The sequence below is a fragment of the Microcoleus sp. Pol1C5 genome, assembly GCF_036701115.1.
Classification (GTDB): Bacteria; Cyanobacteriota; Cyanobacteriia; order Cyanobacteriales; family Microcoleaceae; genus Microcoleus.
Window position 1 is genome coordinate 22,107 of the sequence record NZ_JAUBQE010000026.1, and the last position, 11,899, is coordinate 34,005.

Consider the following 11,899-nt stretch of genomic DNA (forward strand, 5'->3'; position numbering starts at 1 on the left):
GGGTTTAAACCCCTGCCGGACTAAGCGAACTGCGGGCAATATCGTTATGCAGCATTCAGCGATGTCCTGTTTTAAAAGACGCAATACTTCAGTATTAACGGAAATTTAGCAATTATTGCTATCATAAATCAAGAGCAAATTTTGATAACTTGCTTAAAGTTATGGTACAAACAATTCAAGTTACAAATCTCGCGCTGAACGATTTGGAAACCCAATTCAAAATTGAGTGGGTTGAGGATGACCAATTCTTTCGCGAGTGGCAAGATGATTTGCCACAAATCAGCGATTATGAAAAAGAGTGGCTGGACAGAGTGAAGGCAAGTTACAGGAATTTGCTCAAACATCCGCCACTTCTAGAAAATACAGTCAAAATGGTTGTGCTGTCTCCTTTTTTGGATTTAGCTGATTTTTATCTGGCTCCTTTTCATGTTACTTCAGAAAAGTCTGTAGAAATTATTGACGAAGATGAAGGAATGATTGTCAGAGGACAGTTGGATGTTTTGGCTTTGTTTCAGGAGTTTTGGGTAGTGGTGATCGAGTCCAAGAAGGCTGCGTTTTCTTTGGAGGTCGGGATTCCGCAGTTACTAGCTTATATGTTAGCTAATCTGAGTGCAGATCGACCTACTTACGGATTGTTAATGAATGGCTGTAGTTTTTTATTTGTCAAGTTAGTTAAGCGGGAAACACCGCAGTACGCTTTTTCTCGCTGGTTTTCTATGTTCAATCCGGGGAATGATTTGTACAGTGTGCTGAGTATTTTGAAGCGCCTCGGTCAGTTGAATGTGGGCAATATAGTTTAGAAAGCGATCGCGCTCTTCTGGAGGCGATCGCTCAGAGACGCGGTTGTACTTCGTTTAAATAAAAAATCAACAATGAACTAATTAGAATCCGCAGTCTTATTTAGACAATTGTTCGCAGTGCCGCTAGCCCCCCAAGGTGTAGGGGGTAAAAATAATAGAAAAATCTTTTTTCTATAGCCGTGGGTTTTTGGTCTTTAGAGGTATCGTAGTATGCCAGAACTAGCGGCGCGAATATGGCGAAAATTTGAATCTCGCTGTTGCAACTAATTGTATATCCGATATTTGCTATAGTCCAGCCGAACCACCAAAGGCGAGATCCTCCTCCTTTCCACCTAATCATCAATAGCGGGCAAGCCACTGCATACCAGCCGTAACTCACTCCTAAAATTTGAGCACTTACTAGACCTGTGCTTAAAACTGCAATTTTGCGATCGAAGCGTCGGATATAGCTCAAAGTTAGTGCTGCTACGGCAAAGCTAAACATGATGTTTAACTGTAAATTGCCAAAAAGTAACATATGAGGTATTTGAGAAAGTACCCCAAATAATATCAGTCGAGTAATTAGAGGATTTTTGTCCCCCGGTCGTTTCCAATTTTGAGCAAACACCCAACTAAACAACGGAAAACTGAGGCGGCCGACGATACGCATCGGCTCTGCTTCAAGCATAAATCCGATGTGGTCTATTAGCATTAGAACGGCGGCCAACCATTTAATTTGATTTTGATTCATACAATTTATCCTCAAATTATGTTATTAAAACTTCGTTCATTGTACTAATTAGTAAATACTTGTTTAAAATTTAGAAAAAGTATATACTAATTTTCGCTTTATCTGTATCTTTGATATGCTATAAAGTGCAGTTTTTAGATAGGTTTTTAAAGATAAATATTTGGTATTTTATCTATTATTTATGAAAAAAGGATTGGTTTTTATTAAAATCCTCAGTAGAATTAAATCGACTGTACCCATAATCTATCCTTAAAGCAACACCTAAATTAAAGAGAGGTTGTCCTCTTTAATTTAGGTGTTTTAAAAAATACACGTACAAACACTGTTGTGTACTCCTTAAGGCAGATTTACATTAAATTTATTGATTGCGACGAAATAATAATTTAGTTAATTTTACTGACATCGATCGCGACTACTACACCGACGACGATGCCTCCGCGGCCTCCGGTGACTGCTCCATCCAGAATTACTAGAGTGAAGAGGGAACAGGCGCTGGCGGTAATTTTTGGCTCGGTACAGGTGCGGTAGAGGGAACAGGCGCTGGCGGTAATTTTTGGCTCGGTACAGGTAAGGAAGTTGGTTGGGGTTGGGGTTGAGGCAAACCGGGAACACGGATATATTTCCAATTACCAGTAAACAAGAGGTACATAACACCCGCAAGGACGACACCACTAACCACAGCAGCAGTAATTTTCCAAACACTGTAGGGACGCTCGCCTTGAACTTCAGCGGTGCGCGCATTAACCATTACTTGATATCGTTGGTTTTGATAGCGATAGGCACACAGCCACACAGGTAGCAGAATATGCTTAAAAGTGATACCACTGTAATCAGTAGAAATGCTGTGAACCCGCTGCTCGTCGCCACCAATATTCCTACAAACATCCGAGTGAATAGTAGGGGCCATGACATTTTTAGCAGATTCAAATCCTTGAGTCAGAGAAACTTGCGATCGCTGCGCTTCAAACCCAGCTAAATAAGATGAATTGTAAGCGCGCAGCGACTTCTTGAGATGCCAAGGTTCTAACGCATCCAGGCGCGGGCGATCGACTGAAGTTGTAGCGGGAATCAGAATATCGTCAAAAAAGCGATCGACTCTGCCAGAAGCAGGCCACCACCTGGTATGTTGCACTTGGCGAGTTTTAGTTTCTGTTTCGCCCTGCGAGTTTGTTTCCGTATAAGTTTCAGTCACATAGTAGTGTTCTCCGCGAGAACCTTGATAGTAACTAACCGTATAAGTGTCGTAAGTCCAAAACGGCAAATAAACCCCTTGAATTTTCTCCTGTTGGGCTAGGGATTTCAAAGCAGAGGGAGCAAACCAGCGATTGCTGAGCCACTTCTGAATGCTTTCTCTGGCCTGTTTATCACTAACTTCAAAGGGTACAATTCCCTCTGGGTGCACGCTAGGGCTAGCTTTTTCAGGTTGCGTCACAATTGGCGAAGCACAAAATGGGCATTTACCCGCTACTTTCGGCGGTTCAAAAGTAACACTTGCTCCGCAATCCTTGCATTTTACTTCAAGGGCTGTTGTTGATAAAGTTGTCAGCGTTGTGCGATCGAGTTGGAGATATTGTTCGTAAGAGTTCTCCTTTACCTCTTCAGCAGTTTGGGGAATTGCATCCTCCCAGCCGCAGTAAGCACACTTGAGCTTTCCTGCTTGGGGGTTGAACTCTAAATAAGCCCCGCAGCTAGGACAAGGAAAACGTTTAACAGCAGGTTCAGAAGTATTCATAATGGTTAATTGGTGATGTAATTAATAATTGGTAATCGGGAAACCATACCAATTACCAATTACTAATTAACTAAATATGCAAAATTTTACGCAGCGGCTGGCGGGGGAGGCGGCGGTACTGTCGCCAACAAAGATGCTAATTCCGGCACTTGCGATGCTAACTTCCAGCCGTCAAAACCCGCACGCCACACCATTACCTGATGTGTCAAACCATTTTGCAGAAGTTGATGCAATTCAAAAGGGCCTAATTGTTGACCGTTTTGGGCAATATACCACTGAGTTTGTATTGGCGGGGGAGGTGGCGGCGGAGTCTGCGATGCTGGCGGCTGCATCATATTTGTCATTTGCTGACCTAGTGCCATTCCCATGCCCAATTCTAATCCTTGATTGCCGCCGCTGGGGTTATTTGCTGATGCTTCTACGGCGTTAGCAGCTTGATATTGGGTATATTGCTGCATATTTCCCAGAAGTCCGATCGAGGCTCGTTTGTCGAGTGCTTCTTCAACTTCTGGAGGCATCGAGATATTTTCAATTAATATCTGAGTTAATTCTAACCCGAACTGCTGGATACTTGGCTCTATGGCAACTCGTACCTGTTCGCCCATCTGCGTGTAGTTGGCTGCAAAGTCCAGCAGGGGAACGCGGGAATTGCCAACCCAATTGGCAAAGGCACTGACTATTGTATTGCGGAGTTGATCGGTGATTTCATCTACTTGAAATAGTCCGTCAGTGCTGATTAGTTGTTTTAAGAGCTTTTGTGGATGGGAAACTTTGATGTTGTATGTGCCAAAAGCCCGCATTCTCACTGGACCGAGTTCTGGATCGCGGATAATTACAGGGTTAGATGTTCCCCATCTCAGGTTGGTAAATATTTTGGTGTTAAAAAAGTAGACTTCTGCTTTAAAGGGAGAGTTGAAACCGTAGGGCCAACCTTTTAAGGTACTCAGAACGGGTAAGTTGCGGGTGTACAGTTCGTGCATTCCCGGATCGAAGACATCGGCAACTTGGCCTTCGCTGACAAAGACTGCTATTTGTCCTGGCCGTACAGTTAGTTTAGCACCTTGTTTAATTTCGTTTTGGTGACGCTCGAATCGATAGGCAATGGTGTCGCTGGTATTGTCCAACCATTCGATGATATCGACAAATTCGCCGCGAATCTTGTCAAAGAGTCCCATAGATTTATTTGGGGTTGTTGTTTGATTTTAGCTTCAATAGGAGCGATCGATGTTCCCGATCGCCATTGTAAAGTTTTTACGTGCGATCGCTGGCGAGGGGCGCGATCGCCCTTGCAGACAATTCACAATTGCGGTTCAATTCCAGCCGATCGCAACTGAGCGCGCAGTTGCTCTAATTGGTCTTCGGCGCGATCGGCTCTTTGCCGCTCTTGTTCTGCTCTTTCAGATCCAGATAACAACAGATTCCCTTCACTATCCCACCAGCGCAACCAAGGTAATTCCACATTTTGATACATTCCTTGCCAAATTCCCAATTCCACTCCTAACGGTGCGATCGGATAATGACCGCGCTCATTTACAGCAACTAATCGATACCTATCTTCGATCAGGTGATAGACTTCAACACTAGCCTTTGTTACTTCATAAATTCCGTAAAATGCCGGATGGATGACATTTTCATAAATCCAGAATTTTCCCGGCTTAGTTTCCTGTTGACCCGATCGCAACAAAGGCGTTCTGTCCCGTTCTTCTGCACCATTCCCGGATACAAACTCTAACACAATTAACGGCGATACAAATTCTTGCCACATCACATAAGAACGGCGCAATTGACCGTCAATAGTTGGCGGGACATTAGGCACATAAAACCAGTCCGGTGCTTCCGCACCCCGTTCTAGCGGCTCAGTTAATCGCCAGTAAATGCCGCTGTCTTGACCGATACAATAGTTCCCGTCAGCGTGAATTCTTTGCAACACGGGAGTAATTGAATCTGTTAGCAGAATGCTTTGGGGATGTTCTTGAAAGTTTTTCACAAAAGTACCGTCTGATTCGGGTAGCTGAGTGTGGTCTGGCCAGCCTGTAGGGTTGTTTTCTACATCTAGGGTAAATTTCATAGTTTTATTTAGATTGTAGGTGTTTTTGATAGGGAGAGCAATGGAGGTTTTAACTGAAATTATAACTATTGATGCCAGATATCAGTTATCACCAATTGTTTGAATTAGGAATTTCTTGAATTCGGTATTTTCTTCCTCTAAAAGCCATTCCGATCGCCATTCGTTCGGATGGATTTTGCCGTATTTTTCGGGTAAGGTGACGCCGTGATAAGCATAGAGGCTGTATCCGTCAGCAAATTGAATGGCGGGCCCTCCTTCGGCGTGGAGGCGGTATTCACTGTCGAAGGAGAGGATGCGGGGGCGATCGCACACAATACAAGTCTTTTCAAAAGGATAAATCCACCCACAGTTGGCAACTAGCAACTGAAATGCTCTCCATTTAACTGGATCGCGATCGCCGTTTAATACTGAAATATAGAAATCACTTAACGCGCCGCGAGATATCGATGCAAAAAAAAATTTATTGATGTCATTGTGTTGGTGTCTGGCAAACCTATCGAATTTACGCCATCTTTCGTGCCATGTATAAATTCCGGTGATTTGCCTGCGAAAATTGATACAGCTTTCTAAACTGCCAAATGCTGACCACAGCAGCAGGTTAAAATAGTCTACCAATTGGTATCTTAGAAATCTATATACCTCTGTATTCAGCAGAGAAAAAAAAACTCCTCTTTTCTGGTCACTATTTGAGTCAGCATTTTGTCTGTCAGATCATGGCCTAAAACTGCGGTTATTTCCTGTTTGATATTTCTCCCAGATGGAGATTTTTGGCAGCTTTCAAAAATTGGGATAAAGATGCGATCGAAAGCTGCACGGGGGCTATCACAGATTATTATCTGCGGCTCTTTATAGCCGAGGGCTGCATAGGCAAATCTTACGGATTTTGCTGCTGCTTCGCGCTCGATGGGCTCAGTAGAGAGTGCAATTTTTCGCCATTTTTCTCGATAAACTGGAATCAGGGCTTTTTGTTGCGGGGTCAGTTGTTCGATCATCGTTTTCCTCTAAGTCTGCAAACAATATTTCTCAAGAAGTAATTCTGTCTGCACCAACGCGCGATCGTACTTTAATACTTTGCATAACTGTGGCCTCATTAAGTTGGTACTGAAATTCAATCTGGTCAGGAATTACTCATCTATGCCAAAGAAACCGGGTTTTTTACCGAATATGTGGGTGAGTGCGAAAGATTTTCGTCAAAAAACCCGGTTTCTGACCACCCGTGCGTCATTGTAAATCTATATTTAGGAGTGATTTATCTCATTGATTTCCCACCCGAACCCGGTTTAATCCAAAACCAATTAATCGCGCTGGAATATTTCGCAAAATTGGTAACTGCAACAAAAGTGGCGGTGTAAACGGTCGATTTGTATCTAATGCGCCTTTAATAATTCGCTCCTGTACAAACGACTGAAATGCTTGAATGATGCGTGTGGGTAACTCCCGCTGTCGCTGCACCTCTGCCAAATCCCACAGATGCACGCGATCGTTTTTCAGGGGGGCGCTGAGTACATTGGCCGCGACGACAGCATCTTGAATAGCATAGTTAATTCCCACACCCCCTACGGGCGACATGACGTGAGCGGCATCCCCAATTAAGAGCAAACCGGGACGATACCAGCGGGGAAGGCGACTCGATTCAACGGACAGAAAAGAAATTTGGGACCAATCTTTCAGTTGCTCGACCCTATCTGCAAATTCTGGTGCTAATTCAGCAACAGATTTTTGCAAAGTTTCTATTCCTGAGTCGCGCAATTTCTGATAGCTGCCTTTCAGAATAATGTAACCGAGTTGCCAATAATCCAAGCGGTCAATTATGGCTAATAAATGACCTCCAACAGCTCGCCCTACCACGCCTAAATCTTTGACATCATCGGGACTGCGCGGCAAACGAAACCACAGGACATCCATCGGCGGGGAAGTTTTAATGGGTTCAAAACCTGCTAATTGGCGAAGGCGGGAAAAGCGACCGTCTGCACCGACAGTGAGGGTCGATCGCACTTCATGCCATCCCCCTCGTCCCCGGTATCGAATTCCGCACACAACCCCATTTTCTACGATAGTTTCTTGGACATTAGCTCCCATTACTAGCTGAAAACTGGGGTAGCGCTGCGCTTCGGCAATGATGAATTCGAGAAACTTGACTTGGGGAAGGATAGTGATGTAAGGATACTTGGTTTTAAGACAGGTCAAATCTACGAGTGTGGCGGTATTTCCAGCAGCTTGGATGGTGAGTTTGTGCATTTTTGTATGGGGCAATTCTAGCAATTTTTCTGCTAAACCCAATTGCTCCATAATTTCCATTACAGACGGATGCAGCGTATCGCCGCGAAATTCTCGATCGAAATCTTTGTGTAGTTCTAGCAGGATGACTGGAATGTTTTGCCTCGCTAAAAGTAATGCTAAAACAGCACCCGCAGGCCCACCTCCGACAATGCAGCAGCTTGTCTGTTGCACGTCAACGATCGAGTGTTCTTGAGAGGATTCTGAATTTTGAACAGAGTTGACAGTCATATTTGTATGTTCCTGTTTGCTCAACAATCCTGCTAGCTGCTTTTAGTTTAGCAAAACGCATTAGTTAATCTATTCGGAAAATTTTTTGGCTGTCAAAAGATGAACATACACTGCTTTCCCAAGTTGACACTCCTACTCCTCGCAGGATCTGGCATCCACCAGCGGAGCGATCGCACCCAGCCAACCGCAACCGCTTGACCAAAGTGAGGCAATCCCCCCGCAGCCCCCGCTTCTCGACGCGGTACAATAAATGCAATCATACTTAACGCTTATATTGAAAAGGCTACACACAACGCCACAGGAGACAACTGACGCATGGGTAAAGTAGTTGGCATTGACCTCGGAACAACAAACTCAGTAGTAGCCGTCATGGAAGGCGGCAAACCGGTTGTGATTGCCAATGCAGAAGGGATGCGGACAACTCCCTCGGTAGTCGCTTTCACAAAGGAAGGAGAACGCCTGGTGGGACAGATGGCCAGACGCCAGACTGTTCTCAACCCGCAAAACACCTTTTACGCCGTCAAGCGGTACATCGGACGCAAATATACCGAACTGACTCCAGAATCAAAGCGCGTCCCTTACACAACTCGCCGCGACGAAAACGGGAACATCAAAATCAAGTGTCCCCGCCTGAAAAAAGATTTTGCCCCAGAGGAAATTTCGGCGATGGTTTTGCGGAAACTGGCTGATGAAGCCAGCCGCTATCTGGGACAAGAGGTAACGGGGGCTGTAATTACTGTTCCCGCTTATTTCAACGACTCGCAGCGACAGGCGACGCGCGATGCGGGACGAATTGCCGGACTTGATGTCAAGCGGATTTTAAATGAGCCGACGGCGGCTTCTTTGGCTTACGGTTTGGAGAGGCGAGAAAGTCAAACTATTTTAGTGTTTGATTTGGGCGGCGGTACTTTTGATGTGTCGATTTTAGACGTAGGAGACGGAGTATTTGAAGTTAAAGCAACTAGCGGCGACACTCAATTAGGTGGCAATGATTTTGACTCTAAAATTGTTGACTGGTTGGCAGATCAATTCTTAGAAAAAGAAGGAATTGATTTGCGTCGCAACCGCCAAGCTTTGCAGCGCTTGATCGAAGCGGCAGAAAAAGCCAAGATTGAGCTGTCGGGAGTCGGTGTCACGGAGATTAATTTACCGTTTATCGATGCGAATGAAGATGGACCTTTGCATCTGGAAACGCGACTGACTCGCGGTCAATTTGAGGGGCTGTGTACAGATTTGGTGCAGCGGTTGCGGCGGCCAGTCAAACAAGCTTTGGCTGATGCAAGTTTGAGTCCTTCTCGCATTGATGAAGTTGTATTGGTCGGGGGTTCGACTCGCATTCCTTTAGTTCAGGAAGTGGTTCGCAGTTTGATCGATCGAGAGCCGAATCAAAATGTGAATCCCGATGAAGTTGTGGCGGTGGGTGCGGCAATTCAGGCGGGGATTTTGGGTGGCGATGTCCGCGATGTGCTGCTGTTGGATGTGACGCCGCTGTCGCTGGGTTTGGAAACCATCGGCGGTGTGATGAAAAAACTGATTCCTCGCAATACTACTATTCCCGTCAGGCGATCGGACATTTTTTCTACTGCTGAAAACAACCAAACTGTGGTAGAAATTCACGTAATCCAGGGGGAACGGGAATTAGGCAGAGATAATAAGTCTTTGGGACGGTTTAAACTAACTGGAATTCCGCCGGCACCGCGAGGGATTCCGCAGGTGCAAGTAGCTTTTGATATTGACGCTAACGGGATGCTGTTGGTGACTGCTTTGGACAAAACTACTGGCAGGGAACAAAGCATTACTGTGCAAGGTGCTTCGACGCTGACTCAGCAGGAAGTGAATCAAATGATTCGCGATGCGGAACAGTTTGCTCAAGCTGATAAGTTGCAGCGGGAAAAGGTGGAAAAACGCAATCGCGCTGAAGCTTTAGCTTATCAAGCCGAGCGGCAGTTGCGGGAAGTTGCGCTCGATCGCGGAATGCAGTTTGCTCAAAGAAGCCGCCAGCGAATTGAAACTTTAATTCGGGAATTGCGAGACAGTTTGGAACGCAATGATGAGCGCGGAGTTGACCAAGTTGGTTCGGATTTGCAGGATGCTCTTTACGATTTGAGCAGGGAAGTTTCCGCGTTTGCGATGGATGACGATGATGACGATTTCTTTGAGTCTGTGAAGCGGACTTTTACGGGCGACGGTACCAAGCGGCGCAGCGATGACAGCAGCTATTATACCAATGCTAAGCCGTACAGGCGATCGACTGTCGATCCAATTCCCGATCGACCCTATGATCGCACCGGCGATCGTATGGGCGATCGTATGGGCGATCGTATGGGCGATCGTAGAAGCAGTGCTAATCGCCCCACTCGCCCTTATCAAAATCAAAGCGACGATTGGGATGATGACGACGATTGGCTCTAATTAGTGGTTAGTCATTAGTCCCTAGTCATTAGTCCCTAGTTTGAAGCAGGGAAGCAGCATGACTAATGACTAATGACTAATAATTAATAACTAATGACTAATGACTAATGACTAATAACTAATGACTAATTATGCAGAATTTTCGCAACTACTATCTAATTTTGGGAGTGCCCAAAGATGCCACGGCTGATGAGATTAAGAAAGCCTATCGACGGCTAGCCAGACAGTTGCACCCTGACGTAAATCCGGGGGATAAATCGGCTGAAGATAGGTTTAAGGATATTAATGAAGCTTACGATATTCTTTCCGATATTGACAAGCGAGCTCAATACGATCAGTTTAGTAAGTTCTGGAAACAAAAGGGATTTCAAGGGAAGCAAGGGGTGCGACTTCCCAATTTCAAAACTTGGGGAAATGGTAAAGCTACCCGCAAAAAATCGGCCGAAGATGTCGATTTTAGCGATTACTCTGATTTTAATAAATTTCTCGATCAAGTGCTCGGAAGGCGCCGGGAAGTGAGGATGGCGACAGCGAATGATGCACCGCGAGTAGACTCCTATGAACCGTGGAGTACGGCTTCTAAGAAAACGAGTTATGTAGCTAATTCTAGGGAAGATAGAAGGGATGTGGACGATCGCGAAATGCGACGAGAAACAGACGATCGCGAAATGCGACGAGAAACAGACGATCGCGAAATGCGACGGGAAACAGTCGATCGAGAAATGCGACGGGAGATAGTCGATCGCGAAATCAGAAGGGATATAGCCGATCGCGAAATGCGACGGGAAATTAGGGAAACAGCCGATCGCGAAACGAGAAGAGACATTGAGGCCAGGCTAACTCTGCCTTTGGAAAGGGCTTATTCGGGCGGTACCGAGCGAATTCGTCTGGAAGATGGGCGAGCGATCGAGGTGAATCTGCCTCCTGCTATGGTATCAGGCCAGCGGATTCGCTTGCGCAATCAAGGTATGGGCGGGGGAGATTTATATTTGAAAATCACGGTTTCTCCCCATCAATTTTTTCGATTGGAAATGTCGGATGTTTGCTGCGAATTGCCTCTGACTCCCAGCGAAGCGGTGTTAGGCGGAGATATTGAAGTGCCGACGCTGGATGGTTTGGTAAAGATGAAATTGCCACCGGGAGTAACGTCTGGAAAGCGGTTGCGGCTGGCTAATAAGGGCTATCCGACAGGAAATGGCGATCGGGGCGATCAATTGGTAGAAATTCAGGTGTTAATTCCCAAAGAAATTAGTGAGGAGGAACGGGAATTATACGAAAAGTTGCGGCAGGTTGAGTCTTTTAAACCGCGTCAGGATTTATCGGTTTAATGTAGAGTAAGCAAGGCGCCAGTTTAATTTTGTAGGGGGGCAATAATGCGCGCCTTACTACTAATTGTGTACGAAAAATTAGGAGATGCTTGGCTAAATTTTACTGACATATCACATTTAGCCACTTGACTGTAAATAGATGATCTCAAATCCGTGGGTATACCAATTATTCCTCTTATTCCTCTCTCTCTTCTCTAACTCAGCGCCCTCTGCGGCCTCTGCGGTTTAATAATTCCGAAACAACCGTAAACGATAGGATTTGTCGCCAGAATAGCCGATCGCACTTTCAGCAATCCTGAATCGCATAAGTAAAATTACTGT

General features: G+C 45.4%; 11 protein-coding genes. 3 read left to right on the top strand and 8 right to left on the bottom strand.

Annotated elements, in window-relative coordinates; genetic code table 11:
• Positions 1 to 161: 161 nt before the first annotated feature.
• Positions 162 to 800, top strand: coding sequence for a restriction endonuclease subunit R (locus tag QUA23_RS15785; RefSeq protein WP_333077176.1), 639 nt, complete (start codon positions 162 to 164; stop codon positions 798 to 800).
• Between the two features lie 100 nt (positions 801 to 900).
• Here the strand turns inward: QUA23_RS15785 and QUA23_RS15790 are convergent, their stop codons facing one another.
• The 8 genes from QUA23_RS15790 to QUA23_RS15825 form a co-directional block, all read right to left on the bottom strand.
• Positions 901 to 1,530 (bottom strand): TraX family protein, encoded by a 630-nt coding sequence (locus QUA23_RS15790; protein ID WP_333077178.1) that lies wholly within the window; start codon positions 1,528 to 1,530, stop codon positions 901 to 903.
• Positions 1,531 to 1,999: 469 nt separating this feature from the next.
• Positions 2,000 to 3,262 carry a hypothetical protein gene (locus tag QUA23_RS15795; RefSeq protein ID WP_333077179.1) on the bottom strand — a complete coding sequence of 421 codons (1,263 nt, stop codon included), beginning with the start codon at positions 3,260 to 3,262 and terminating at the stop codon, positions 2,000 to 2,002.
• Positions 3,263 to 3,348: 86 nt separating this feature from the next.
• Entirely contained in the window at positions 3,349 to 4,437 is a 1,089-nt protein-coding gene (locus QUA23_RS15800; RefSeq protein WP_333077181.1) for an SPFH domain-containing protein, read from the bottom strand.
• Positions 4,438 to 4,559: 122 nt separating this feature from the next.
• Positions 4,560 to 5,330, bottom strand: a complete 771-nt coding sequence (locus QUA23_RS15805) for a Uma2 family endonuclease (RefSeq protein WP_333077182.1) — start codon at positions 5,328 to 5,330, stop codon at positions 4,560 to 4,562.
• An 81-nt stretch (positions 5,331 to 5,411) separates the two neighbouring features.
• On the bottom strand, positions 5,412 to 5,945 hold the full coding sequence (locus tag QUA23_RS15810; protein ID WP_333077184.1) for a DUF6745 domain-containing protein: 534 nt from the start codon (positions 5,943 to 5,945) through the stop codon (positions 5,412 to 5,414).
• Between the two features lie 32 nt (positions 5,946 to 5,977).
• Positions 5,978 to 6,322, bottom strand: coding sequence for a hypothetical protein (locus QUA23_RS15815; RefSeq protein ID WP_333077185.1), 345 nt, complete (start codon positions 6,320 to 6,322; stop codon positions 5,978 to 5,980).
• 262 nt (positions 6,323 to 6,584) lie between these two features.
• Positions 6,585 to 7,838: an FAD-dependent oxidoreductase gene (locus QUA23_RS15820; RefSeq protein WP_333077186.1), complete on the bottom strand. Its 1,254-nt coding sequence runs from the start codon at positions 7,836 to 7,838 to the stop codon at positions 6,585 to 6,587.
• 92 nt (positions 7,839 to 7,930) lie between these two features.
• Positions 7,931 to 8,098, bottom strand: a complete 168-nt coding sequence (locus tag QUA23_RS15825) for a hypothetical protein (RefSeq protein WP_333077188.1) — start codon at positions 8,096 to 8,098, stop codon at positions 7,931 to 7,933.
• Positions 8,099 to 8,153: 55 nt separating this feature from the next.
• Here QUA23_RS15825 and dnaK point away from each other — a divergent pair, with 55 nt between their 5' ends.
• Positions 8,154 to 10,250: a molecular chaperone DnaK gene (dnaK, locus tag QUA23_RS15830; protein WP_333077189.1), complete on the top strand. Its 2,097-nt coding sequence runs from the start codon at positions 8,154 to 8,156 to the stop codon at positions 10,248 to 10,250.
• 131 nt (positions 10,251 to 10,381) lie between these two features.
• Positions 10,382 to 11,578: a J domain-containing protein gene (locus QUA23_RS15835; RefSeq protein WP_333077190.1), complete on the top strand. Its 1,197-nt coding sequence runs from the start codon at positions 10,382 to 10,384 to the stop codon at positions 11,576 to 11,578.
• Positions 11,579 to 11,899: the final 321 nt, after the last annotated feature.

Coding starts and splice junctions, on each gene's coding strand:
- QUA23_RS15785 (WP_333077176.1), top strand. CDS start 162: ATGGTACAAACAATTCAAGTTACAAATCTCGCGCTGAACGATTTGGAA.
- QUA23_RS15790 (WP_333077178.1), bottom strand. CDS start 1,530: ATGAATCAAAATCAAATTAAATGGTTGGCCGCCGTTCTAATGCTAATA.
- QUA23_RS15795 (WP_333077179.1), bottom strand. CDS start 3,262: ATGAATACTTCTGAACCTGCTGTTAAACGTTTTCCTTGTCCTAGCTGC.
- QUA23_RS15800 (WP_333077181.1), bottom strand. CDS start 4,437: ATGGGACTCTTTGACAAGATTCGCGGCGAATTTGTCGATATCATCGAA.
- QUA23_RS15805 (WP_333077182.1), bottom strand. CDS start 5,330: ATGAAATTTACCCTAGATGTAGAAAACAACCCTACAGGCTGGCCAGAC.
- QUA23_RS15815 (WP_333077185.1), bottom strand. CDS start 6,322: ATGATCGAACAACTGACCCCGCAACAAAAAGCCCTGATTCCAGTTTAT.
- QUA23_RS15820 (WP_333077186.1), bottom strand. CDS start 7,838: ATGACTGTCAACTCTGTTCAAAATTCAGAATCCTCTCAAGAACACTCG.
- QUA23_RS15825 (WP_333077188.1), bottom strand. CDS start 8,098: ATGATTGCATTTATTGTACCGCGTCGAGAAGCGGGGGCTGCGGGGGGA.
- dnaK (WP_333077189.1), top strand. CDS start 8,154: ATGGGTAAAGTAGTTGGCATTGACCTCGGAACAACAAACTCAGTAGTA.
- QUA23_RS15835 (WP_333077190.1), top strand. CDS start 10,382: ATGCAGAATTTTCGCAACTACTATCTAATTTTGGGAGTGCCCAAAGAT.